Here is a 24,064-nt window from a genome sequence, read left to right as displayed (position 1 = left end):
ACGTGTTTTAGTGTTCTGACTCACACCGTTACGGGCATTGCACGTGACGCCTACGGGAAGGAGGTGACCGTGAGCCCAGACGCTTCCTCATCTGACGTTGCCTCGACTGCTTCTTCGACCGATGAAACCGAGCATCACGCCCAGGTCGCCCGACCAAGCGATTCCCTCCGCGACACCGAAGACCTCCGTGAGCGCCTGGAACGGTGGATGGCCGGCAAGGTGCCGAGTGGATCCACTGTGACCGTCGCCGACGTCACTTTGCCCGCAGCCAACGGCATGTCCAGCGAAACCATCCTCTTCGACGCCACCTGGGACGGCGAACATCATCCCTTGGTCGCTCGGGTGGCGCCGACGGAATCGACCATGCCGGTCTTTCCTGCCTACGACCTCGAATCCCAGTTCCGCACCATGGCTCAGGTGCGCGAGCACTCGGCAGTGCCCGTACCCGCGGTGTACTGGTCAGAATCCGACCCGGACGCGTTGGGTGCGCCGTTCTTCGTGATGGAACGCATCTCAGGCAACGTGCCACCGGACGTCATGCCGTACAACTTCGGATCGTGGGTCACCGAAGCGTCACCCGAGCAGCGAAAGACCCTGCAGCGCAGCTCGGTCGACGTCCTGGCTCAGTTGCATGCCATCGACAAACCTGGTGAGCGTTTCGACTTCCTCCGACTCCCGAATTCGGGAACGACTGCACGAGAAGCATTCACGGCGCACATCGCCGAGCAGCGCGCGTACTACGAGTGGGTGGTCTCCGACGGGATCAGATCACCGCTCATCGAACGTGCCCTCGACTGGATCGAGGAGAACAATCCCGCGGACGATTCGCCGGCAGTGCTCTGTTGGGGCGACTCGCGCATCGGCAACGTCATGTACCAGGACTTCGCGCCGGTAGCCGTACTGGACTGGGAAATGGCAACTCTCGGCCCGCGGGAGATGGATCTGGGCTGGATGGCATTCCTGCACAGGTTCTTCGAGGACATCGCCGGACTTGCGAACCTACCCGGCCTTCCCGACTTCCTTCGACTGCCGGATCTCGCGCAGACCTACGCCGAGATCACCGGCCACACCCCACACGATCTGGAGTTCTACGTTACGTACGCTGCACTTCGCCAGGCGGTGATCATGTGGCGAATCCAGGCCCGTGCCATAGCTTTCGGCCAGTCACAGCGACCCGAAGACCCCGACGACATGATCATGCACCGCGCTTCGCTGGCCGCCATGCTGGACGGTACCTACTGGGAGAGGTTGGCCTGACATGCTCTCACCGATGGACGACTACCCCGTTCACCAGATCGCCGAACCGATCCGTCACGTAGCCACCTCGGATCGGAACTTCTACGACCGCTACTACTTCAACTGCTACCCCACCGAATCCCCCGACGTGTTCCTCATCGTCGGACTCGGCCAGTACCCCAACCTCGGCGTCATGGACGCCTTCGCGGTACTGCGCCGCGGTGACGACCACATCGTTGCTCGTATGTCGAAGGCTCTGGGCGCCGACCGCACCGACACCACCGTCGGACCTTTGCGCATCGAAGTGCTCGAAGGACTGCAGAAGCTCCGCGTCGTCCTCGAACCAGGCAGCGAATACGATCTCTCCTTCGACATCACCTTCGACGCCACCATCCCGGCGGCGCTCGAGCCCAAGCACTTTCGCCGTCAACTCGAACGAGTCACGTTCGACACCTCACGCTTCCTGCAGACCGGAACCTGGACCGGATCGCTCACCGTCGACGGGGAGGATTTCGCGATCGAGCCGAACACGTGGCGGGGGAACCGCGACCGCTCGTGGGGTGTGCGTCCGGTCGGTGAAGCCGAACCGCAAGGCAGACGCGCCGTCGACGGAATCCAGAACTTCTTCTGGATCTACGCGGTCATGCAGTTCGACGAGTTCACGATCTCGGTGATCATGCAGGAAGACGAGCAGGGCAGGCGCATCGTCGAAGAAGCCATGCGAGTGTGGCCGGACGAAGCCAGGGACAACGAATGGCTCGGCCGGCCCGAACACGAGCTGACGTTCTGCCCCGACACCCGCGACGTCACCGGAGCGACCATCACCTTCCACCGGCCAGGCGGTGAAGTCCTCACCGTCGCCTGCGAACTGCTGCTGGCCAACTACATCGGAATCGGCACCGGCTACGGGCTCGAACAGGACTGGCGTCACGGAATGTGGCAGGGCGAACTCGTCGTACAAGGGCTCCGCCACAAGGTCCACGAGATCGAACCGTTCCAACGCATGTTCTCCCCCGTCGACAACCTCGCGTCCTTCACGCTCACCGAAGGCACGAACACCAACACCGGCACCGGTCTTTTCGAGGTAGCCGCCATCGGACCGCACGAGAAATACGGATTCACCAGTTTCACCGACACCGCACAGGCAGACGACGCGTATGCCCTCGCGGCGACCGACAACACCGAGGAATGAATTGATGACTGACTACGACAAGCTCTACATCGGTGGAGCATGGGTGGCCCCGGCCACTGACCAGGTACTCGAAGTGTTCTCTCCCGCAACGGAGGAGCGCGTCGGCAGCTGTCCCATCGCAGCACCGGCAGACATCGACGCGGCCGTGTCCGCAGCCCGCGCGGCGTTCGAGGGACCGTGGTCACGCACCACCCCCGCCGAGCGCGGCGCGATCCTCGCCAAGGCCGCCAAGCTGATCGAAGAGCGCAGCGCGGAGATCAACCAGCTCATCTCCAACGAGATGGGCCAGCCGCCCGCCATGGTCGGCATGATGCAGCAGACCCCGTCGATGGCGACGCTGGGCTACTACGCCGAGCTGGCCGACAAGTTCGCGTGGGAAGAGAAGCGCACCGGCGCATTCGGGCAGACCAAGGTGACCCGTGAGCCCGTCGGCGTCGTCGCCGCCGTGCTGGCCTGGAACGTCCCGCTGTTCCTGGCGATCAACAAGCTGGCCCCCGCACTGCTCGCCGGCTGCACCGTACTGCTCAAGCCCGCACCCGAATCCCCTCTCTCCGTCCACGTGATCGCCGAGATCTTCACCGAGGCAGGCGTTCCAGAAGGCGTCATCTCCGTGCTCCCCGGCGGAGCCGAGACCGGCGAATACCTGGTCTCTCATGCGGGCATCGACAAGATCACGTTCACCGGATCCAGTGCCGTCGGCCGCAAGATCGGTGCCATCGCCGCACAGAACCTCAAGCGCTGCTCCCTCGAACTGGGTGGCAAGTCCGCCGCGATCATCCTCGAGGACGCCGACATCGCCGCCGGAATGCCGATGCTTGTCATGTCCGGCCTGATGAACACCGGTCAGGCCTGTGTCGCTCAGACCCGAATCCTCGCTCCCCGTTCGCGTTACGACGAGGTCATCGAGGGAATGAAGACCGCCGCAGGCTTCATGACCGTCGGCGATCCGTCCGATCCCGCAGCACAACTCGGCCCGCTGATCTCCGAGAAGCAGCGCGAGCGCGTCGAGGGTTACATCGCCAAGGGTAAGGAAGAAGGCGCGCGCGTCGTACTCGGTGGTGGACGCCCCGCCGGCCTGGACAAGGGCTGGTACGTCGAGCCGACCATCTTCGCCGACGTGGACAACTCGATGACCATCGCACGCGAGGAGATCTTCGGACCCGTTCTCTCGGTGATCCCGTACGACTCCGAGGACGAGGCCATCAAGATCGCCAACGATTCGGATTACGGCCTCGCCGGATCGGTGTGGACCACCGACATCGATCACGGACTCGAAGTTGCTGCGCAGATCCGCACGGGTACCTACGCGATCAACTGGTACGCCTTCGATCCCGGATCGCCGTTCGGTGGTTACAAGAACTCCGGTATCGGGCGCGAGAACGGACCTGAGGGCCTCGAAGCCTTCTGCGAGACCAAGTCCGTACTCATGCCGCCCGGCTACGTGGGCTGACCCACCCGGGAGTTGGCACCCTTTGCTGACAGTTGGCACCCGTTCCGACCTGCCGGAACGGGTGCCAGCCCCATGAAATGGGTGCCAACTCCCAGCGAATCCACAGATCCACCCGGTACCGTCGAAAACGAATCAGTCATCTCACAAAGGACATTCATATGCTCACCAACGCCATCAACGCTTTCCTCGCACTCTGGGGCAGCGCCTCCGTCGGCAGCAGTGGATACCAGATCCCGCCGGGAACCCTTCCCTTCGGTTCCTGAGACAGGACAACAGAACCCGCTGAGCGCACTTCGCGCTCAGCGGGTTCTCTGTTTCGCCGACCTATATCTACCGGTCCAGAACGTGATCCACCAATTGATTCTCCTGACCGGAGACCAAGGCCTCGGCATCACCGGCGTCCACGTGCCCGAACCAGGTACCGCCGGGGTTCGCGATCACCAACGGCCCCAGGTTGCACGGGCTCAGACAACCGGTTCCGGTCACCTTCGACGAGGTACCTTTGGCCGCCGCGCTCATCGCCCGGTGCAACGGTCCTGCTCCGTACGCCATACAGCGAGGGCCCTTGCACACCAACAGATGCCTATCGTGCTGCTCGATCACGGACCACGCCGGACTGCGATACGACGCCGGACTCGCGGTGATCGGCTTTCCCGCCGAGTCGAGTTCGTCGATCACCTGCCCGGCCACCGCACCTTCGAGCGTTTCCGATTCGTGGAGCGTCACTTCCAGTTCGGCGTCGATTCGGGTTTCGCGCCAGTTCGCAACCGCCTTGCTTGTCCACGTGAGCAGGTACCGATCCCTCGGCACCGCAACTGGAATCAACACGACCTTGTCGACGTCATCGACATGGGCTCGATCGAGTTCCTCGTGAAGGCTCGGTGAGGAGACATCGAGGTACGCAACGCGAACGTCGGCGTCGGTGCCCGCCTGAACAGCGTCGAACATCCGTCGCGCGGCCGACTCGTCGAGGCCGCTGACGGTCGGCCGCAGTACGACAATCACCCGACGCGAGCACCGGTTGTTGCTCATGCCGACGGCGCGGTTGTCCAGTCGATGCTGCTCGACGGAGCCAGCCCGAACTCTTCGATCTTCGCGCGCAACTGTTCCGCGCCGTAGATATTGGGGAACCCGCTGGTGAACATGGCGAGCGGGAGTACGACGAAACGGTTCTGCTTGACTGCGTCGAGGTCACGCAGGCCTTCTCGGCTCTTGATCGCGTCGATCTTGCCCTGCACTTCGTCGGCACTCTTCTTGTAGTCCATGATCACGATGACGTCGGGTTCTGCCTTCGCGACGGTCTCCCAGCTCGCTTTGAACCAGGTGTTGTCGACGTCGGCGAACACGTTGGTTCCCCCGGCGACGTCGATGATTCCGTTGGGGGCTCCGTTGCCTCCGCTGGTGTACAGATCTTCTTCACCGCTGTCGTAGATCAAAACCTTCGGCTTGTCGGCGGCATCTGGCGCGGACTCCAGACGTGCCGAACGTGAATCCAATTCGGTCAATGCCTCGGCGGCGATGTCCTCGGTTCCGAACAGCTTTCCGTAATTGGTCACGTCCGCACGAAGGGCATCCCACGGACCCATCGTGCCGAGCGCGGAATCCGCTGCGGCACTCTGCCGACAACTATCGGAGATCACATATGCATCGATGTTGTTGCTCTGCAGCGATTCCGGCGTCACACCGGAGGCGCCCTTGAACAAGCCGCTGTAGGAGCCGACCACCAGGTCCGCCTGCTTACCCAGAATCGTCTCCATCGTGATCGTTCCGTCCAGGTGTGGGACGTCGGCGATTCCGGGACCGAACATCGAGTCCATGACCGCGTCGTTGTTCGTGTTCAACACGACGGCAGCGAGACGATCCAGACCGCCGACTCGGAGAATGGTACCGATATTGGCCGCATTGCTTGTGGCAACAACCTTTTCGATCGGAAGTTGGAAAGTGCTTTCCGTTCCGCAGTTCTCCAGCGTGACCGAAGTCTTGTCTGCAGCTTCGTCCACCGGTGCAGTTGCCGAGCAGCCGGCAACTGTCAACAACGCTGTCGCGGCTACAACCGCACCGAACGACGCGCGGGTCTTGACCTGTATCAAAGTGCACTCTCCGAAAATGATTGTTGTGGTTGAGAATTTCGTGATTCGAATACGAGGTGTGAACGGCCTGTCGCGGGGTTCACGAGTTCGAAAGTCTCGACGCCGAAAACAGTTGCCACCACCGAGGTGGTGAGTACGTCGGATGGATGTCCGAACGCCCTGGCCACTCCATCCGCGAGCACGAGCACCCGATCGCACACTGCCGCAGCCAAATCGAGGTCGTGCAGTGCCATGATCACCGTCCGGTCCAACGACCGGACCAGATCGAGCAGTTCGAGTTGATGCCGGATGTCGAGATGATTGGTCGGCTCGTCGAGGATGAGCACACCGGCGTCCTGCGCGAGACCTCGGGCGAGAAACACCCGCCGACGCTCACCGCCGGAAAGCGTGTCCATCGAAGAGAACCGGTGCTCGATCATTCCGACCTCGCCCAGAGCACGATCGACGACGGCATTCCCGTGCTTTCCACCGACGCTCCAGGGCTTTGCATGTGGTGTGCGGCCCAGACTCACGTACTCGTGAACCAACAAATCGGCGGGACTCTGCTCTTCCTGCGCCACAAAGGAAATGGCTTTGGCCCGCGACCGCGCGGGCATCGCGTGCACGGAGTCGCCGCCGACACGAATGTCACCGCCGGCGATCGGCCCGAGACCGGCGAGAACACGCAAGAACGTCGACTTGCCCGAGCCGTTCGGACCAACCACGCCGACCACTGCGCCGGCGTCGGCCGCGATGTCGACACCTTTGACGATGGTTCGACGGTCGATGCGGACAACTACTCCGGACGCGGTCAGCGCCAGGGCTCGGGCGCTCACGAACTGCCACCGAATCGGTAGCGCCGACGGCCGAGAAGCAGGAGAAACAGCGGTGCACCGATCACCCCGGTCACCACGCTCAGCGGGATCTCGGTCGGCCGCAACGAGGTCCGCGCCACGACGTCGACCCACACCAGGAACGACGCGCCGATCAGCGCTGCCGCCGGCAACACCACTCGATGTCTGGCTCCGACAAGCATGCGTGTGACGTGCGGTATGACCAGGCCTACGAAGGCAATCGCGCCGGACACCGCAACCATCGTGCCGACCAACGCTGCCAGCACGCCGAACAGCACGTTTCGCAGGGTTCGGATGGGAATACCGAGCGAAGCCGCGACGTCCGGCCCGGCCGCCAGCGCGTCCAGCCAACCGTGCAGCGCGAACACCGCTGCCGTCAGCAGGAACACAACGATGACCGGCGCCCACAACTTGTCCCAGGATGCCCCGGCCAAACTTCCCAGGAGCCAGAACAATACGGACTGCGCGGCCTGGGAATCATTGGTACGCAGCACCAGAAAACTCGCGATCGCCGACAGGGCGGATGCGGTAACGGTGCCGGTCAGAACCAATCGCAGTGGAGTGATACCGCCTTGCAGCGTCGCGATGGTGAAGACGAGAATCGCAGCTCCCAACGCCCCGATCATCGCGCCGAAACTGAGCGCCCACACTCCCGCGCCGGCGAACAGTCCGGTGGTGATGACGGCGGTGGCACCGACACTCGCGCCGGACGACACTCCCAGCAGGTGGGGATCGGCAAGAGCGTTACGGACGAGGGTTTGCACCACCGCGCCGGCGACGGCAAGACCAGCGCCGACGGCCAGACCGAGCAGTACCCGAGGTGCTCTGATCCCCCACACGATCGCAAGTTCGGAACGCGTGACGGGTGGGCCTCCGAAGCGCGAGTGCACCACGTCCACCACAGTGGACACGGGGAGCATCTCGGATCCGAATGCCAACGCGCACACAGCAGAGAGCACGGCGACGACCAGCAGAGCGGGCAGCACGATACCCGGACTGAGCCGTCCTCGAGGCGCACCAGCCTTCGGCGAAGGCAGGTGGGTAGGTGGAGACAGAGCTCCGCCAACAGCATTCATGGTGTGACCGATCCATCCTCGTGGCATGACACAACGTCAACGAGGGTGGTATCTGGCTACGGTCGACGCAGGGACGACCTCACAGTGGCGGGACCGCGCCGGAATTGCACCGACTTCCCATTACCTCGATGATGACGTCAGAACCATAACGGACTGTGGTCACCATTCTCGACACCGGATCAAGGTTGCGACCCGATCATCGATCTCGCGTGCCGTACGACGGCTTCCGTTCGCACTCGAAGTTCTTCGGGTGAATCCGATTCCAGCACAACCCGATGCACCTGACTGTCCACGGCAGTCACGGTCAGCCGCGACGTCAGCAACGCATCCTCCGCACTGAAACCGTGGCTCTGGAGGCACTCCGAAAAGCCTAGTACCAGTTGACGATTCATTTCTTCGACCTGCTCGATGAGCTCACGCGTACGCGGAACCTGATCGTAGAGCAGGTGAAAGAACTCTCGCGGCTTACTGTTCACTTCGACCGCGCACTCCACCAACATCCGGACGGCCTCGTCCGGGGAGAGCTCACGCTCGACGATGTCGGCAAGGCAGAGAGCAAAACTCTCCCGCGCAGCACTCACGTGACGGTTCGCCAACTCCGAGAGGATCTCGTACTTGTCGCCGAAATACTGGTAGAGCGAGCCCACCGACACCCCTGCTTCGTCAGCGATCCGGTTGGTGGTCGCTGCCATGGCTTCCGAAGCGAAAACGCGAGTAGCTGCCTCCAGGATCGCGTCGTAGGTAGCCCTCGAGCGCTGCTGGGAGGGCCTTTTCCGCCGAGTCGACACGGTCCTCCGATGCGAGTTGTCAGCCGCGACGCCGATACCGAGAATTGTGTAGGTGACCAGCGCCGATTACTCGAAGTTTATGCCCGACCGGTACACCGACCACATGCCGGCGCCGACCCCGACGTGGTGGGAGTGGAACGGCAACACCGTCCACGTCGCACGGGCCGTGGTTCCAGACGCGCCGGTTCGTGTTCTCGGCATCCACGGCGCCGGCGGCTACTCGGGCGCGTTGTGGCCGTTCGCCGGGATCGGCGTGAAACTCGGAGCCGAAGTCCTCTTCCCTGATCTTCCGCTGTACGGCGACACCGTCGTAGCCGATCCCGCCGGCGTCCGGTACGAGCAGTGGGTCGATCTCCTCTGCGATCTCGTCCGGGCCGAGAAGGCGGCCGACGATCGGCCGCTTGTGTTGTTGGGCGCCAGCATCGGCGGTCTGCTGGCCTACGAGGTGGCCGCGCGGACCGGTCTGGCCGACGCCGTCGTCGCTACCTGCCTGCTCGATCCCTCGGATCCATCGGCCAGAGCTGCCGCGGCGCGGTTCGGCCCGATGGGTGTCTACGGCGCTCCCCTGATGCGGCGCACCGAACGACTGGTGGGCCGTATCCGCGTGCCCATCCGTTGGGTCGCCGACGTGACGAACATGAGCAGCAATCGGGAGCTCGCAACGCTGTGCGCAACCGATCCGCGCGGTGGCAGTGTTCGGGTGCCACTCGGATTCCTCAGTAGCTACTTCTCGTTCGAGCACACCGCACCCGAAGCATTTCGGACGACGCCCGTTCTGCTCACCCACCCGGCCGACGACCGATGGACGCCACCCGAACTGAGCCTGCAGTTCCTCCGCCGCATCAACGCACCCACCGAATTCGTGATGCTGGACGGGTGCGGGCACTTTCCCGTCGAAGAGCCGGGCCTGACGCAGTTCCACGACGCCGTCGCCACACTGCTGCACTCCGTCGCCGAGCGTCACCGCACGAAACCGTCGTCACCCGCCTAGCCTGAGAATCGTGAGCACCGAAACGGAAGCATCGGCCGACGAGAGCACCACGACGGTCGTACTGGCGTTTGCGGCGAACGCGCTGATCGCCGGTGCCAAGACGGCGGCCGCCATCGTCACCGGATCTGCATCGATGGTCGCAGAGGCCACCCACTCCTGGGCCGATACCGGCAACGAAGTGCTGCTGCTGATCGCGAACCGCCGCTCGAAAAGGGTTCCCGACCGAGACCAGCCACTCGGCTACGGCCGGGAGGCATACATCTGGTCGATGTTCGCCGCTCTCGGACTGTTTGCACTCGGCGCGGGTGTCTCGATCACTCATGGCATCCAGGAACTGTTCCATTCCGAACCGGCGTCCGACTTCGGTGTCGCCTACGCCGTCCTCGGCGTCTCGTTCATCCTCGAAGGCATCTCGTTCCGGCAGGCGTACAAACAACTCCGAAACGAAGCGTCCGCCGTGAACCGCGACGTCATGACCCAGGCACTCAACACATCCGACCCGACGACTCGGGCCGTGTTCGCCGAAGATGCTGCGGCACTTATCGGTTTGGTCATCGCGTTCGTCGGTGTTCTGTTGCACCAGGTCACCGGTTCACCCATCCCCGACGCCCTCGGCTCCATCTTCGTCGGCATTCTCCTCGGGGTCATCGCAATCATCCTGATAGATCGGAACCGCCGCTTCCTGGTCGGCGAAGAGGCCTCACCGACGCTGCGGGCAGCAGCCGTCGAAGCTCTCACCCAACTGCCCGAGATCAACCGAATCACGTTCCTGCGTATGGAATACCTCGGGCCGCGACAGGTCTACCTGGTGGCCAGCGTCGACCTGGTCGGTGACTACGCGGAATCCCGAGTTGCCCACACGTTGCGCGAACTCGAGCGCTCACTCGAGCAGAGCCCACGTGTCGTGCGGGCGATCCTGACCCTCTCGACCCCCGAAGAACCGTCGATCACAGTCTGAACTTCCGGCCGGGCGATAGGCTCGTCCGATGCGCGCACTGATCGTGATTCTGGCGGTTCTGGGATTTGTCGTCGGGGGAATTCCCCTGGTGGGCAGTCTGATCGACGTGATGACCAGTCCTGACGAGACCATCGTCTATCAGGGTTCCTACGTACCACTGCGCGGCGTACAGATGGCTCGGGACTACGAGTCGTCGTTGAACATCGCTTTCGACGCCCGATCGGACAATCCACGCTGGCTCGTCCTGGCCTGCTATCCCCTGATCGGAGCAGCATTGGGCGCTGCGACGGCCGTCGTACTGGGACGTCGCGGGTGGCACCTGACGCGAGCCTGAACAGACGCCGACGGCCACCCGCCGTCTACACGAGGGTGGCCATCGAAGAAGGAGTGCTTCAGATGTACATCGCCGGATCGATGTAGCTGTTCGGGTCCACCAGTTTTTCCTTGGTGGTCCGTGGCCGCGCCACCGCCGGGATACCCGTCGCGATGGATTCGGCCGGAACATCTCTGGTGACAACGGCATTGGCGCCGATAGCGCTACCTTCACCGATGACGACAGGTCCGAGGATCTTGGCACCAGCGCCGACGGTTACCCGATCACCCAGCGTCGGGTGACGTTTGACCTGTTCGAGCGAGCGACCACCGAGAGTGACGCCGTGATAGAGCATCACGTCGTTACCGACCTCGGCCGTCTCCCCGATCACGACGCCCATGCCGTGGTCGATGAAGAACCGTCGACCGATGGTGGCACCGGGATGAATCTCGATGCCGGTGACGAAGCGTGTCAGCTGCGAGAGCACTCGCGCCGGGCCGCGTAGCGCAGGGACGGCCCACATGCGATGTGCAACCCGATGCGCCCAAATAGCATGCAGCCCTGAATAAACGAGCGCGTTCTCCACATTGCTGCGCGCGGCAGGATCCTGACCGCGCGCAGCCTGCAGGTCCTCGCGAATTGTCCCGAGGATACTCACAAGTCTCAGTCCCGGATGTGTTCGAACAGCGGGGTGGAGATGTAACGCTCGCCGAAGTCACACACGACAGCCACGATCAGCTTGCCGGCGTTTTCCGGACGCTTCGCCAACTCGAGTGCTGCCCAGACGATGGCGCCGGACGAGATGCCGCCCAGGATGCCTTCTTTGGTGCCGAGTGCGCGAGCGACCTCGATGGAATCGGGGAACGAGACGTCGATGATCTCGTCGTAGATCTCGCGATCGAGGACGTCGGGCACGAAGTTCGCGCCGATTCCCTGGATCTTGTGGGGGCCGGGCTGGCCACCGTTGAGGATCGGCGAGTCGATGGGCTCGACGCCCACGATCTTGACCTCGGGCTTGTACTTGCGAAGGGTGCGTCCGACGCCGGTGATGGTGCCGCCGGTGCCGATGCCGGACACGAAGATGTCGACGGCGCCGTCGGTGTCGGCCCAGACCTCTTCGCCCGTCGTTGCCTCGTGGATGGCCGGGTTGGCCGGGTTCGCGAACTGGCTGGCCGAGACGGCGTTCTCGGTCTGCTCGACGATTTCCTTGGCCTTGGCGACCGCACCGGCCATGCCCTCGGATCCCGGGGTCAGCACGATCTCGGCGCCGTAAGCACGCAGCATCACGCGACGCTCGGTGGACATGGTCTCGGGCATGGTCAGGATGACCTTGTAGCCACGAGCAGCACCGACCATGGCGAGTGCGATACCCGTGTTACCGCTGGTTCCCTCGACGATCGTGCCACCGGGCTTGAGTGCTCCGGACTTCTCGGCGGCGTCGATGATCGCCACGCCGATCCGGTCCTTGACGCTGTTGGCCGGGTTGTAGAACTCGAGCTTGACGGCGACCTGTGCGTCCAGGCCCTCGGTCAGACGGTTGAGCCGCACGATCGGGGTGCGCCCGACCAATTCGGTCACGTTGTTGTAGATCCCGCTCATATCTGGTCCTCCTGAGGATCGAGTGTGTCGACCCGCTCGCTGATCACTGCTTTACGGCTGAACTGCATAACGGCTGAACTGCTTAACGGCTACAGGCAAGGGCATACAGACGACCGATGCCGCATCGGTTCATCAAATTGAACCAATGCGGCATCAGGCCACTACATACGGGGGCGGTTTATCAGGCCAACCGCTGCTTCAGAGCTTCGAACTCGTCGCGAATGCCGGTCGGCAGCTTCTCGCCGACGAAGTCGAACCACTCTTCGATGAGCGGGATCTCGGCCTTCCACTCGTCGATGTTGACCGCGAGGGCCTCGGTGATGTCGGCGTCCGACACGTCCAGTCCTTCGATGTCGAGTGCCGATCCGGTGGGAACGACGCCGATCGGGGTGTCGATACCGGCAGCCTTGTGCTCGATACGCTCGACGATCCACTTCAGGACGCGGGAGTTCTCGCCGAAGCCTGGCCACAGGAAGCGTCCGTCGTCGCCGCGGCGGAACCAGTTGACGTAGAAGACCTTGGGGAGCTTGGACGCGTCCGCGGACTTGCCGAGGTCGATCCAGTGCTGGAAGTAGTCACCGACGTTGTAGCCGAGGAACGGCAGCATTGCCATCGGATCGCGGCGAACCGTACCGACCTGGCCTTCGGCTGCTGCGGTCTGCTCGGAGCCGACCGTTGCACCCATGAAGACGCCGTGCTGCCAGTCGCGAGCCTCGGTGACCAGCGGAACCGTCGTCTTGCGGCGTCCGCCGAACAGGATTGCCGAGATCGGCACGCCCTTCGGGTCGTCCCACTCGGGAGCCATGATCGGGCACTGCGACATCGGGGTGCAGTAACGCGAGTTGGGATGAGCCGCATGGGTGCCCGACTCGGGCGTCCACTCGTTGCCCTTCCAGTCGATCAGGTGCTGCGGGTCGCCTTCGAGGCCTTCCCACCAGACGTCACCGTCGTCCGTCAGAGCGACGTTGGTGAAGACCGTGTTGCCCTGGTCGATGGTGCGCATGGCGTTGGGGTTCGAGGACCAGTTGGTGCCGGGAGCCACGCCGAAGAAACCGAATTCCGGGTTGACGGCGTACAGCTGTCCGTCCTCACCGAAACGCATCCAGGCGATGTCGTCACCGAGGGTCTCGGCGCGCCACCCGGGGATGGTCGGCTGGATCATCGCGAGGTTGGTCTTGCCACAAGCGGAGGGGAATGCCGCCGCGATGTAGTAGGCCTTGTCCTCGGGCGAGATGAGCTTGAGGATGAGCATGTGCTCGGCCAGCCAGCCCTCGTCGTGCGCCATTGCCGAGGCGATACGCAGCGAGTAGCACTTCTTGCCCAGGAGAGCGTTTCCGCCGTAGCCGGAACCGAAGCTCCAGATCTCACGATCCTCGGGGAAGTGGGTGATGTACTTGGTGTCGTTGCACGGCCACGCGACGTCTTCCTGGCCTTCGGCCAGCGGAGCGCCCAGCGAGTGCAGCGCCTTGACGAAGAACCCGTCGGTGCCGAGCTTGTCGAGAACCTTGCTGCCCATGCGGGTCATGACGCGCATGGAGACGACGACGTACTCGGAATCGGTGAGCTCGACGCCCAGCTTCGGGTCCTCGGCGTCGAGGGGGCCCATGCAGAACGGCACGACGTACATGGTGCGTCCACGCATGCAACCGCGGTACAGGTCACCCATGAGGGTGCGCATCTCCGCCGGGTCCATCCAGTTGTTGGTGGGACCTGCGTCGATTTCTTCCTTCGAGCAGATGTACGTACGCGATTCGACTCGCGCGACATCGGACGGATCGGAGTTGCCGAGGAAAGAGTTCGGCTTCTTCTCGTCGTTGAGGCGGGTGAAGGTTCCTGCCTCGACCAACTTCGTTGTCAGTCGGTCCCATTCTTCGTCCGAGCCGTCTGCGAAGACGACGCGATCAGGCTGGGTGAGTTCGGCAACCTCTTGCACCCATGCAAGCAGTTCCTTGTGCTGCGTGGGGGGCGTGCCGTCAGTTCCATTGAGACCGGGAATGGTCGCTGAGGTCATCAAACTCTCCTGGGGTGAGCCGGAACCGGGTTCTCGTGACACCGGATGCGAACTGCAGCGCCCCGATACCAGTCGATCCCGGTGTCCCCCTCTCGACGGGGTCCAGCCGCGTCATCCACTCACGTGGATTTCACGGACGCCGGGTGTCCTATGTATTGAGGTTAACGCTGGCTGTTCACCTGCAGGTAATCGGGTGCGGTCAGAAATGTCACAGAAACGATTCAGTTGGTGTGTTCAGGTGCCTACCCGGCGCTCAGAGCACATAAACGGAAGCTTTTCAGAGCGCTCCGGCATCGATTTTCTGCCACACGAGGGCGCCTTCGTCGTCTCGACTGCATTCCCAGGCCGAGTAGTCGCCGTCCGAGTCGATCATCGTGAGGCGATCGGCGCTACCGTCGCGATCGAAATCGGACACGATCACGACGGCGTCGTCGGAGTGGACGACACGGCTGTCGACCGTTCCGTCACCGTCCAAGTCGAAGGCGTCGAAGTTCAGGTCGCCGGCATCGACCGGTCCCGACGCGGGCCCGAAGGCCTCGGGCTCGATACGCCCAGGATCGAGCGCTTCGGCTTCGTGCCCGTCGATGTGTCCGGCCGTGATCAGAAATGCGTCCATTACTCCCCCTACTGGATGGTGACCTACTGCTTCGGCAACCCCTACCGAAACCGTCCGCTCAGTATTACCAGACCCCGACGATCAGTCGAGGCCGAAATTGCGGCACTGTGGAGAACTCTGCACTCGCGGAATGATCAGTAGGCGGCGTTCAAAACGGCGAGGTCGCGCTCGCACGACGCGAGCTGACCCGATCTGGCCGCGGCGAGCTCACGAAGTTCACCGTCGATCTCCACGATTCGGGCCTGCGCCGACGCCACCTGCTCGCGGCTCTCCGCCATGATCGCCGCTCCCAGATCCGCCTCGGCCTCAAGCAGAACACTCTGGACTCGCTGCTCCCACTGTGCGCGAACCGTCGACATCGATTCGACAATCCACGACCTGGAGTAGGCACGATCCGCCGTCAGCCCGCGAGTTCGCGCCAACCACCACGCCGCGGCGCCACCCAGAATCAACGTCACGGGGATACTTGCGAACTCCAAGGCCGGAATCATTTCCAGCGGAGTCACTGCGATACGGCCGAGGCCGAGACCCGCGGACGCGCCGACAAGAATTGTCACCCGGTCCTCGTTTCCGCGCTGACGGCGCGGCGGGCCCTCCGGAATCCGTGGGGAAGGCATGTATCCGGTCGTGCCCGCCACTTCCACCGCTGCCGCCATCGCGGCGTCGAACACCCGGGTGTGGTGGTCGACCTCGTGCTGCAGTCGCGTCGGCACGCTGCCCAATTCGGCTCGCGAGGCCGTGTCGACCCAGGCACGTGCCCCGGCGACCGTCGCCCGGGTTGCCTCGGCGATTTGTTGTGACAGATCCCCGCGCGCTCGTTGCAGTCGGCTTCGCACCTGCACCAGGCGTTCGCCTCGCCGGCCGTCACGGTCTGCGAGCAGCTGCGATCGCTCTGCCCGCAGTTCGGCACCAGGAACACCGTCACGTAGATTCCGGATCTCCATCTCGATCATCCGGCGCGTCTGTGCGATGACTCCGGAATCCGAACCACCTGCTTCCCTCTCCCGTGCCGCCCGGCTCACGACCGCAACGAGCGACTGCTCCTGACCAGGCGCAATCGGGACCACGGGAGCCTGCGCAAAAGCGGTGCAGTGCGAAGCGAGAATCTCGGCATCACGCCGGCGCACCGCCTGCCAGTCTCGATAGACGTCGACGCGGGTCAGCGCCACCACCACCGGGGTTCCGCTCGCCGCAGCGTCGCCGAGGAGAAGGAGATCCTCGCGTCCGATCACACTGGCGGCATCGACGACCAGAAGTACGACGTCGGCGTCCACCTCGCGTGTCACTGACGAACAATCATCCGAAGCATCGAACATCTGCGCGACGTCTTCCCGTCCACACCTTGGTGGACCGACAACGTAAATGCGAGTGCCCCTGCATGTTTCGGCGGCGACCTGGCGACCCGGATCGGATGCCGGATTCCATCGCTGCACCACGCGCAGCACCGAATCCGGAAGTACCGAAACGCTATTCATCGGTCACCGCCGGGGCAGAGCGATCGCCTCCGAGCTGCGCCCACCGACGCACATACCCGCGTCGAATCAGTGAGACCCTTTGTTGCGGACACTGTTCCGACTCGTCCACGAGCTCGCCCCACCACCGGCTGCACGTGCCCGCGTCGTCAGCGGTACGAGGATCGGGAGGCTCGCCTTGACGCAGGGCTCGAATTTCGGGGCTCATCATCGCCGCCGCAGCGCCGAACAACACCGCGGAGTCCGAACTCAGATACAACTCGATCTCGTCCCTGCCCGCAATGCTGCGCGAGGCAGATCGCCTCAGCGCCGGGCCGATCTGCTCGACCCGGCCCCACCACTGCGCCTCCAGAACAGGTCCGAGAGCCGCGAACAACTCTTCGACGCCGCGCCCGGTCAGTGTCTCCACCGGAACCGTGGGCACGCCGACGTTCTCCGAGATTTCCGCCGCCCGTCCCAGCGCCTCGTCCCAGCGCGGACCGAACAAGTCAGCCTTGTTCGCAGCGACGACCACACGATCGGAAACTCGAGCAATGGCTCGGCCGTCGACGTCGCGGACCGCGTCGACCACCACGTAGACAACGCAACGACGACCCAGATCGGGGTTCGACGTTCCAGGGACATCGAATGCCCTCGACTCGGTCACCACAACCGGTGCGCCGACAACTCTGCGCGAGAACCGGTCGTCGCGCCCCAGGATCCGCGCCAACGACGACCGCCCCACCCCGGCTCGCCCGGCGACCACCAATTCGAGCGGCGCTGTCAGCGATCCGAGCACCGAGTGAACCGCCTCGGCGGCTCCCGAATCGATCGATGTCAGCCGATATGCCAGAGCGCGCAACTGATCGATCGGCTCCACGCAGGCGTCGTCGATCGATTCTGCGGGCAACATTCGTGACCAATTACTGCATGCAAATCCTGTGTTCATCCCCACCCCACGTCCCCATCGTGTCGGTGAGATTCTGTCAGGTTCTCGGCAAGGACGGCAGGTGACACCGCCCTTTCGCCGACAGTCCGAAGTCGACGGTTTCAGGACTTTCCGTGGAAAGTCTCAACTCAAACTTCAGACCCGTCTGCGCTAAACGGGGGTCATGCGTGACAATGGGTTCGTGAACGAAGCCGATCAGCATGCACCGCAGACCCCTGACACGGGGCAGACGGACCACACCAAGGGGTCCCGTCTCCATCCGAGAGTGACCAGCTTTCGCTCTCGCCGGGGTGCGCTGACCGACGCACAGCAGCAGGCTTGGGACCGTCAGTGGCCGCTCATCGGCGCCGACGTCTCGGACACACCGCTCGACGCGAACGCCTGGTTCGGACGCGAAGCACCCCTGATCATCGAGATCGGTTCGGGTACCGGCACCGCGACGGCCGCAATGGCCAAGGCGGAACCGCACGTGAACCTGATCGCGATCGAGGTGTACCGCCCCGGGCTCGCGCAGCTTCTCCAGCAGGTCGAACGCGAAGAAATTCCCAACGTCCGCGTACTGCGCGGTGACGCGATGGACGTACTCGAGAACATGGTCGCCCCCGAGTCCCTGACGGGCGTCCGGGTGTTCTTCCCGGATCCGTGGCCCAAGGCCCGCCATCACAAGCGTCGCCTCCTGCAGGGGCCGACGTTCTCGCTGATCGCCAACCGCCTCAAGCCCGGCGGAGTTCTGCACGTGGCAACCGATCACGCCGAGTACGCCGAATGGATCGAAGAAGCCGGCAATGCCGAGCCGCTGCTGACCGCACTCGACTGGGAGTCTCCGATGACCCACGAGCGTCCGGTCACCAAGTTCGAGGACAAAGCCCATAAGGTCGGAAGTGCAATCACCGAGCTTATATGGGGGAAGATCAGAGCATGAGCGTCAGCGAACAGCTATCCGACGACGTGACGTCGTCGGAATCTCCTCTCGACTTCGGTCGTGACTCCCGCCACCCCAAGCGGGTGCTTCTGGTCTGGGACGCCCCTAACCTCGACATGGGCCTCGGCGCTATCCTCGGTGGCCGGCCTACCGCCGCCTACCGGCCACGATTCGACGCTTTGGGTCGTTGGCTGCTCTCTCGCACCGCCGAACTGTCCGCACAGAACAGCGGCACGCTCGAGCCTGAAGCGACCGTCTTCACCAACATCGCGTCCGGCAGCGCCGACGTCGTTCGTCCTTGGGTCGAAGCCTTGCGTAACGTGGGTTTCGCGGTGTTCGCCAAGCCGAAGGTCGATGAAGACAGCGATGTCGATTCGGACATGCTCGAGCACATCGCGCTCCGGTACGGCGAGGGCCTCGCCGGAATCATGGTCGCGTCCGCCGACGGCCAAGCGTTCCGCGAACCTCTCGAGGACATCGCAGCAACCGGTATCCCGGTCCAGGTTCTCGGGTTCCGTGAACACGCCAGCTGGGCTGTGTCGTCCGATATCTTGGACTTCGTCGATCTCGAGGACATCCCAGGTGTCTTCCGTGAGCCTCTGCCACGGGTAAGCCTGGACACCCTGCCCGACGAGGGCGCCTGGTTGCAGCCGTTCCGACCGCTTTCTGCCCTGCTCATCGGGCGAAAAAGTGTTGCCGAGTAGGAGTTGATCAGTGTTCGCCAGCTGGGGAAGCATCGTCTATCGAGCCCGCTTCACCGTCATCGCTGTCATGGTGGCGGGGCTCCTCGGGCTCGCTGCGTACGGCCTGAGCCTGCAGGATCATCTCAGCCAGAGCGGCTGGGACGATCCGGGGTCGGAATCGGTAGAGGCTGCCAAACTCGCTGACGGCACGTTCGGACGCAGCACGACGGGTGACGTTCTGGCGCTGTACACGGCGCCGGAGGGCAAGACCGTCGACGACCCCGAGTTCCAAGCGAAGGTCATCGACAATCTGCAGCGACTCGTCGCCGACAACCCCGACCAGATCATGAAGATCAACGGCTCGTACTTCAAGGTCGACAACGGTCTCTCGGTGGCGGCCCTGGCGGACAAGACCAAGCAACACGCGGTCACCAGCATCGCGATCGCCGGAGACAACGACACCGCGGTGTCCAACAACTTCCGCGACGTCGAGTCGCAGTTCTACATCGACGGCGTCGACGTGCAACTCGCCGGCCTGCAACCTGTCGCGAATTCGCTCAACGACACGATGGCCAACGACATCAAGCGCATGGAAATGCTCGCGATTCCTGCTGTCGGTGTCCTGCTGTTCTTCGTCTTCGGTGGCGTCGTCGCTGCTGCCCTCCCGTTGATCGTCGGCGGTCTGACCGTCATCGGCGCCAACGGCATCATTCGACTGATCACCAACTTCACCGAGGTCAACGCGTTTGTTGCGCCCGTGGTCTCTCTGGTCGGCCTGGGTCTCGCGATCGACTACGGACTGTTCATCGTCAGCCGTTTCCGAGAAGAGATAGCCGAGGGGTACGACACCCCGACCGCAGTACGCCGAACGGTCATGACGGCGGGTAGAACGGTCATGTTCTCGGCGACCATGGTTGCCGTCAGCCTTGGCGGTCTGCTGTTGTTCCCGCAGGGCTTCCTCAAATCGGTGGCTTACGGCGCCATTGCTGCCGTCATGCTTGCCGCGATCTCGTCCATCACGATTCTTCCCGCGATTCTCGGCATTCTCGGCAAGCGGATCGACGCGCTGACCTTCAAGAAGCTGCGCCAGACCAAGACCAACGAGGAAATCGAGAACGGTTTCTGGGGCAAGCTCACCCGCTGGGTCATGCAGCATCCGCTCAAGGTCGCGGTCCCGATCGTCGCGGCTCTACTGCTGATGATCATTCCGCTGACGGGCATCAAGTTCGGCGGTATCAACGAGACGTACCTGCCCCCGGACAGCCCCACGCGTGTCGCGCAGGCGCAGTTCGACGAACTCTTCCCCGGCAATCGCACCGAGCCCGTTCGACTCGTCATCGAGGGAGCCGACAACACCACCCTCGGTCAGATTTCCAAGACCGCAAATGCTGCGCCGGGTCTGGTCGAGAAGTTCACCCCGGAGGTTGCGACGAAGGACGGTGTCAACGTCCTCAAGGCCGGTCTGACGGAGCGGAACGAGGCACGTCCCACCATCGACTATCTGCGGTCCGCGGACTGGCCCGAGGGCACAACTGTGCTGGTCGGCGGTACTCCGGCCATCGAGCAGGACAGCGTCGACGCATTGCTCGATCGTCTGCCGCTGATGGTCGTATCCGTCATCCTGCTGACGACCTTGCTGATGTTCTTGACGTTCGGCTCGCTCGTCCTGCCCATCAAGGCCGCATTGATGAGCGCGCTCGGACTGGGTTCGACGCTCGGAATCCTGACCTGGATCTTCATCGACGGGCACGGTTCCGGTCTCTTGAACTTCACGCCGGGACCGATCATGTCTCCCGTCCTGGTGTTGATCATCGCGATCGTCTACGGCCTGTCGACCGACTACGAAGTGTTCCTGCTCTCCCGCATGGTCGAAGCGCGCGCGCAGGGCGCGAGTACTACCGAATCCATCCGTATCGGCACGGCACATACCGGCCGGATCATCACCGCTGCCGCACTGATTCTGATCGTGGTCACCGGCGCATTCGGCCTGTCCGATCTGGTGATGATGAAATACATCTCCTACGGCATGATCTCCGCGCTGATCATCGACGCGACTCTCATCCGAATGTTCCTGGTCCCCGCGACCATGAAACTGCTCGGCGACGACTGCTGGTGGGCTCCGGCCTGGATGAAGCGGATCCAGCAGAAGATCGGGCTGGGCGAGCCGATCCTCGACAACGAGCTGGTACTCGCGAACGTCCCGCAGATCGCGCCTGTCGGTGCGATCGCCGGACCGGGGCAGCCGCGCAAGATCGAAGCGGCCTCGCGGGTCATGCCGCCGCCTGCCCCGGCTGCACAGCCGGAAAGCGGACCTCGCGTTCCCGATCCTCTCACCGAGCCCATTCCGCTCAGCGAAATGGCGATCAAGGCACCCAACACGGAGGCTCCCGCCGCGGAGAAGCCGGCACCGCGACGTCGTCTCGATATCGGGAGTGCAGCCAGCGCCCCCCAGAACCTGATCGAGGCACCTGTACCCAATCCCTCGTACCGGCCGCAACCGAATGCCAGCGACAAGCGCAGAAACCCCACGCCCGCTGCGCCGGTCGAGCGTCCCATCGAGAGTTGGTTGTCGGACCTGCGGGCCCGGGAACAGACTCCCCCGGCCTCACGTCCACTGCCGGTGGTCCGGACGCCTTCGCGGACAAACGGTTCGGCGACCAACGGTGCTGCCAGCAGCAGTTCAGGCTCCAACGGCGCGAGCCGGAACGGCTCCGCAAACGGTGCTACCAACGGCTCTGCAACAAACGGTTCAGCCCCGACCTCGGTGGAGGCGACCCCCCAGTCGCCGCCTCCACCGACCGCTCCGGAGCGTCGTAACGGGGTTTTCACGGATTCGCCTTCGCCTACCAACGAGCCCCGAGTCTCGGACGCCACCCCTGACGGCGACGACAACGCCACCGGCAGGCACCGGCCTGACGACGCAGGCGCCATCAGCGTGAGCGAGCTCATCGCTCGCCAGAAGCGAAGCTGACCTGCTCCTGCTCCTGCTTGGCGAAGGCTCGTGCATAACGTGTCCCGACCAGCAGGAGCAGCAAGCCGACCACCAGGAAGGCAACGCTGCGCACCAGCCCACTGAGTGTGGCCAGGTCGAAGAGGAACAGCTTTGCCACGGCCGCACTGGTGAGAGCAAGCCCGGCTCCGAGCAAGACGCGAGCGTGCTGGCGGTTGTTCAATCCGAGCACCAGCGCTGACGTGGCGGCAAGCATCCACACGATGGTTGCAACGCTGTGCCCGGCAACGAAACCGGTTGCACTGTCGAAAATTTCGACGCCGGATGAGACGAGCGCGCACGTCACCGCGTAGAGGACACCGAACCCTGCGGCCGCCCATAGAACCGCTGCATTCGAATCGGCGATCAACTTCAGTCGGTGAATCGCCCAGACCAGCATCACCAGCGCGCCTATCGCCGTCAGGCTCGAGAGTGCCGTGATCGCACCGAGTTGCCTGGACGCGGCGCGAGCGGTCGTCAACGCTTCCGGCGGAACCGTCGTGAGGTATCCGATCGATCCGATTGCCGCAAAGGCGGTTCCGAGTGCGAAGACGAAGCGCGAACCCGCATACAGCGAGACTCCGAGGAAGATCATTCCGACCGTGAGGATCAGCGGTACGACCAGAGATTCAGTCGCCCCGGAGAAGCAGCAGAGCAACAATGCGAGGGCGCCGGTTGCGCCCAGTCCGAATCGCAGTTGCGTCGGCAAAGGCTTGGCCGCCGCTGCAGCCGAAAGAAGTAGTGCCGCAGCAATTCCGTACAGCACTGCGGATTCGGTGCGCCCGAGCACGGCTCCGACGCTCATCAGCGGAAGGGACGAGACAACAAAGGTAGCGGTGGACCACGCCCCTGCAATGCCGTCACGCGAGGGCGAACCCGTCCACTGCATAACCATCGCGCAGCCGGCCCCCACGATTGCAACCACGCCGGCACTGACCACCAATTGCACTGCACTGTTACCGGATTCGTCAAAGATGGACTCCGACGCTATCGCTGCGAGCAGTGCGAGAACCACCGGTACGGTGCGCGCCATGCCCAGGTACTTCCAGTCACGACCGAGCTGGGCGGAGAATGTCGCCGACTGGATCGCGAAGAGGAAACCGATGAGGGTCAACGATATTCCCGACGTCAACACGGGAGCCAGCAGCGCTGCTCCCAGAACGATCATGAGCGCCAGCGATTCGGAATGCCACTTCACGGCGAGGGCAACGCCGGCGGCGGCGATTCCGAAGGCAATCACCACCGCGAGCGGTGTCGTCACCCAACCGTAGAGAACGGAGGCTGCGACGACATCGAGATACATCCCTGCAAAACCTGTGGCAGCCAGGGCAATTGCCCCCACTTTGCCCCCTGGTCGTCCGTGGACCCGCACCCCGGCAAACACCAAGGCGCCGGAAAGGAGCGCACCGCCGAGCACCCGCAGCGGAGGTCCGAAGAATCCGGCCTGCGCTGCAAGTACCAGCAGCATCACGACGCCGATCAGTGTGACGGCGACACCGGCCGCGGCCAGGAGTCGACTGATGACACCGTCGCGTTGCCACCAGGGCTGGCGAGGTGCGGCAACCGGATACGTCGGCGGCTGCCACGCGGGCACGCTCTGCTGAGAACGCATTGGCGGCATCTGCGGCACCTGTGGCACCGGAGCTGCGGGTGCCGGGACTACCGCCATGGGCGGGGTCGCAGTAGCCGAGGCCAGCTGAGTCTGCAGGATCGACAGGTTCTGGCCCATGTGACGCAACTGCCGGCCGATGCTGTCGCACTCGGCCGAGAGGGCGGTCACCAGTCGCGGATCGACGGCGGAAAAGCTCGGTGTGGTCATGGCTTCGAGCTTGCTGCGTGGCCGAACCGATCAGATGAGTAGTACTACTCGATCAGCCTGAGGACTTCTCGTACTCAACTGAGGACAACTTCGACTGA

Annotated in this window: 21 protein-coding genes and 1 riboswitch; of the genes, 9 read left to right on the top strand and 12 right to left on the bottom strand. The window is 63.6% G+C overall.

Annotated features, from left to right (window positions below; translation table 11 throughout):
- Window positions 1–69 precede the first annotated feature (69 nt).
- Genes P0M12_RS17680 through P0M12_RS17670 form a run of 3 tightly spaced genes read left to right on the top strand, consistent with a single transcriptional unit; the run spans window position 70 to window position 3,878 of the window.
- Entirely contained in the window at window positions 70–1,257 is a 1,188-nt protein-coding gene (locus P0M12_RS17680; RefSeq protein ID WP_277376638.1) for a phosphotransferase family protein, read from the top strand.
- Between the two features lies 1 nt (window position 1,258).
- Window positions 1,259–2,428: a hypothetical protein gene (locus P0M12_RS17675; protein ID WP_007734519.1), complete on the top strand. Its 1,170-nt coding sequence runs from the start codon at window positions 1,259–1,261 to the stop codon at window positions 2,426–2,428.
- A 4-nt stretch (window positions 2,429–2,432) separates the two neighbouring features.
- A complete protein-coding gene (locus tag P0M12_RS17670) occupies window positions 2,433–3,878 on the top strand; it encodes an aldehyde dehydrogenase (RefSeq protein ID WP_003945530.1) in 1,446 nt (481 codons plus the stop codon).
- Between the two features lie 330 nt (window positions 3,879–4,208).
- On the opposite strand, the gene P0M12_RS17665 is transcribed toward P0M12_RS17670, so the two are convergent.
- The 5 genes from P0M12_RS17665 to P0M12_RS17645 all read right to left on the bottom strand — a co-directional run bounded on the left by P0M12_RS17665 (window position 4,209) and on the right by P0M12_RS17645 (window position 8,665).
- Window positions 4,209–4,910, bottom strand: a complete 702-nt coding sequence (locus P0M12_RS17665) for a (2Fe-2S) ferredoxin domain-containing protein (protein WP_277376636.1) — start codon at window positions 4,908–4,910, stop codon at window positions 4,209–4,211.
- A complete protein-coding gene (locus tag P0M12_RS17660) occupies window positions 4,907–5,968 on the bottom strand; it encodes an ABC transporter substrate-binding protein (RefSeq protein ID WP_070162151.1) in 1,062 nt (353 codons plus the stop codon). The genes P0M12_RS17665 and P0M12_RS17660 overlap by 4 nt, the downstream gene beginning before the upstream one ends.
- Window positions 5,965–6,783 carry an ABC transporter ATP-binding protein gene (locus P0M12_RS17655; RefSeq protein WP_277376635.1) on the bottom strand — a complete coding sequence of 273 codons (819 nt, stop codon included), beginning with the start codon at window positions 6,781–6,783 and terminating at the stop codon, window positions 5,965–5,967. The genes P0M12_RS17660 and P0M12_RS17655 overlap by 4 nt, the downstream gene beginning before the upstream one ends.
- Complete coding sequence (locus P0M12_RS17650; protein WP_007734507.1) at window positions 6,780–7,787, bottom strand: iron ABC transporter permease; 1,008 nt, start codon at window positions 7,785–7,787, stop codon at window positions 6,780–6,782. The genes P0M12_RS17655 and P0M12_RS17650 overlap by 4 nt, the downstream gene beginning before the upstream one ends.
- 115 nt (window positions 7,788–7,902) lie before the next feature.
- A riboswitch (cobalamin riboswitch) is annotated at window positions 7,903–8,040 on the bottom strand.
- Window positions 8,041–8,056: 16 nt separating this feature from the next.
- Window positions 8,057–8,665 carry a TetR/AcrR family transcriptional regulator gene (locus P0M12_RS17645; RefSeq protein ID WP_081557423.1) on the bottom strand — a complete coding sequence of 203 codons (609 nt, stop codon included), beginning with the start codon at window positions 8,663–8,665 and terminating at the stop codon, window positions 8,057–8,059.
- Window positions 8,666–8,717: 52 nt separating this feature from the next.
- Here P0M12_RS17645 and P0M12_RS17640 point away from each other — a divergent pair, with 52 nt between their 5' ends.
- The 3 genes from P0M12_RS17640 to P0M12_RS17630 are packed head-to-tail and all read left to right on the top strand — an operon-like array spanning window position 8,718 to window position 10,948.
- Window positions 8,718–9,656 carry an alpha/beta hydrolase gene (locus P0M12_RS17640; RefSeq protein WP_277376634.1) on the top strand — a complete coding sequence of 313 codons (939 nt, stop codon included), beginning with the start codon at window positions 8,718–8,720 and terminating at the stop codon, window positions 9,654–9,656.
- Between the two features lie 10 nt (window positions 9,657–9,666).
- Window positions 9,667–10,614, top strand: a complete 948-nt coding sequence (locus P0M12_RS17635) for a cation diffusion facilitator family transporter (RefSeq protein ID WP_042452614.1) — start codon at window positions 9,667–9,669, stop codon at window positions 10,612–10,614.
- A 28-nt stretch (window positions 10,615–10,642) separates the two neighbouring features.
- Window positions 10,643–10,948 carry a hypothetical protein gene (locus P0M12_RS17630; RefSeq protein ID WP_020968582.1) on the top strand — a complete coding sequence of 102 codons (306 nt, stop codon included), beginning with the start codon at window positions 10,643–10,645 and terminating at the stop codon, window positions 10,946–10,948.
- Window positions 10,949–11,006: 58 nt separating this feature from the next.
- Here the strand turns inward: P0M12_RS17630 and epsC are convergent, their stop codons facing one another.
- From epsC to P0M12_RS17600, 6 genes are all read right to left on the bottom strand, one after another.
- Window positions 11,007–11,585 carry a serine O-acetyltransferase EpsC gene (gene epsC / locus P0M12_RS17625; RefSeq protein WP_003945907.1) on the bottom strand — a complete coding sequence of 193 codons (579 nt, stop codon included), beginning with the start codon at window positions 11,583–11,585 and terminating at the stop codon, window positions 11,007–11,009.
- 5 nt (window positions 11,586–11,590) lie between these two features.
- The gene (gene cysK / locus P0M12_RS17620; RefSeq protein WP_003945916.1) at window positions 11,591–12,526 is read right to left on the bottom strand and encodes a cysteine synthase A; all 936 of its coding nucleotides are present in this window, start codon (window positions 12,524–12,526) and stop codon (window positions 11,591–11,593) included.
- 181 nt (window positions 12,527–12,707) lie between these two features.
- Entirely contained in the window at window positions 12,708–14,537 is a 1,830-nt protein-coding gene (locus P0M12_RS17615) for a phosphoenolpyruvate carboxykinase (GTP) (protein ID WP_003945806.1), read from the bottom strand.
- 277 nt (window positions 14,538–14,814) lie between these two features.
- On the bottom strand, window positions 14,815–15,153 hold the full coding sequence (locus tag P0M12_RS17610; RefSeq protein ID WP_007734497.1) for a DUF6802 family protein: 339 nt from the start codon (window positions 15,151–15,153) through the stop codon (window positions 14,815–14,817).
- 134 nt (window positions 15,154–15,287) lie between these two features.
- Window positions 15,288–16,439 (bottom strand): hypothetical protein, encoded by a 1,152-nt coding sequence (locus P0M12_RS17605; RefSeq protein WP_231782974.1) that lies wholly within the window; start codon window positions 16,437–16,439, stop codon window positions 15,288–15,290.
- 181 nt (window positions 16,440–16,620) lie between these two features.
- Window positions 16,621–17,517 carry a GTPase domain-containing protein gene (locus P0M12_RS17600; protein WP_007734494.1) on the bottom strand — a complete coding sequence of 299 codons (897 nt, stop codon included), beginning with the start codon at window positions 17,515–17,517 and terminating at the stop codon, window positions 16,621–16,623.
- A 199-nt stretch (window positions 17,518–17,716) separates the two neighbouring features.
- Here P0M12_RS17600 and trmB point away from each other — a divergent pair, with 199 nt between their 5' ends.
- From trmB to P0M12_RS17585, 3 genes are read left to right on the top strand one after another with little or no spacing between them, the layout of a single operon-like run.
- Window positions 17,717–18,475, top strand: coding sequence for a tRNA (guanosine(46)-N7)-methyltransferase TrmB (gene trmB, locus P0M12_RS17595; RefSeq protein ID WP_007734493.1), 759 nt, complete (start codon window positions 17,717–17,719; stop codon window positions 18,473–18,475).
- Window positions 18,472–19,179: an NYN domain-containing protein gene (locus P0M12_RS17590; RefSeq protein ID WP_003945733.1), complete on the top strand. Its 708-nt coding sequence runs from the start codon at window positions 18,472–18,474 to the stop codon at window positions 19,177–19,179. Before trmB ends, P0M12_RS17590 begins: the two co-directional genes overlap by 4 nt.
- A gap of 10 nt (window positions 19,180–19,189) precedes the next feature.
- Window positions 19,190–22,129, top strand: coding sequence for an MMPL family transporter (locus tag P0M12_RS17585; protein WP_277376632.1), 2,940 nt, complete (start codon window positions 19,190–19,192; stop codon window positions 22,127–22,129).
- Here P0M12_RS17585 and P0M12_RS17580 read toward each other — a convergent pair.
- Window positions 22,104–23,966, bottom strand: a complete 1,863-nt coding sequence (locus tag P0M12_RS17580; protein WP_058227307.1) for a DUF2339 domain-containing protein — start codon at window positions 23,964–23,966, stop codon at window positions 22,104–22,106. The genes P0M12_RS17585 and P0M12_RS17580 overlap by 26 nt on opposite strands.
- Window positions 23,967–24,064 lie beyond the last annotated feature (98 nt).

This window comes from Rhodococcus sp. RCBS9 (genome assembly GCF_029457415.1).
Taxonomy (GTDB): Bacteria; Actinomycetota; Actinomycetes; order Mycobacteriales; family Mycobacteriaceae; genus Rhodococcus_F; species Rhodococcus_F qingshengii.
Note: the sequence above shows the minus strand (reverse complement) of the source record. Positions and strands in the feature narration are given on the sequence as shown.

Bases quoted from the DNA above. Each gene is read 5' to 3' on its own strand.
- P0M12_RS17675 (WP_007734519.1), top strand. From the start codon at position 1,259: ATGCTCTCACCGATGGACGACTACCCCGTTCACCAGATCGCCGAACCG.
- P0M12_RS17670 (WP_003945530.1), top strand. From the start codon at position 2,433: ATGACTGACTACGACAAGCTCTACATCGGTGGAGCATGGGTGGCCCCG.
- P0M12_RS17665 (WP_277376636.1), bottom strand. From the start codon at position 4,910: ATGAGCAACAACCGGTGCTCGCGTCGGGTGATTGTCGTACTGCGGCCG.
- P0M12_RS17630 (WP_020968582.1), top strand. From the start codon at position 10,643: ATGCGCGCACTGATCGTGATTCTGGCGGTTCTGGGATTTGTCGTCGGG.
- cysK (WP_003945916.1), bottom strand. From the start codon at position 12,526: ATGAGCGGGATCTACAACAACGTGACCGAATTGGTCGGGCGCACCCCG.
- P0M12_RS17615 (WP_003945806.1), bottom strand. From the start codon at position 14,537: ATGACCTCAGCGACCATTCCCGGTCTCAATGGAACTGACGGCACGCCC.
- P0M12_RS17610 (WP_007734497.1), bottom strand. From the start codon at position 15,153: ATGGACGCATTTCTGATCACGGCCGGACACATCGACGGGCACGAAGCC.
- P0M12_RS17600 (WP_007734494.1), bottom strand. From the start codon at position 17,517: ATGTTGCCCGCAGAATCGATCGACGACGCCTGCGTGGAGCCGATCGAT.
- trmB (WP_007734493.1), top strand. From the start codon at position 17,717: ATGCGTGACAATGGGTTCGTGAACGAAGCCGATCAGCATGCACCGCAG.
- P0M12_RS17590 (WP_003945733.1), top strand. From the start codon at position 18,472: ATGAGCGTCAGCGAACAGCTATCCGACGACGTGACGTCGTCGGAATCT.
- P0M12_RS17580 (WP_058227307.1), bottom strand. From the start codon at position 23,966: ATGACCACACCGAGCTTTTCCGCCGTCGATCCGCGACTGGTGACCGCC.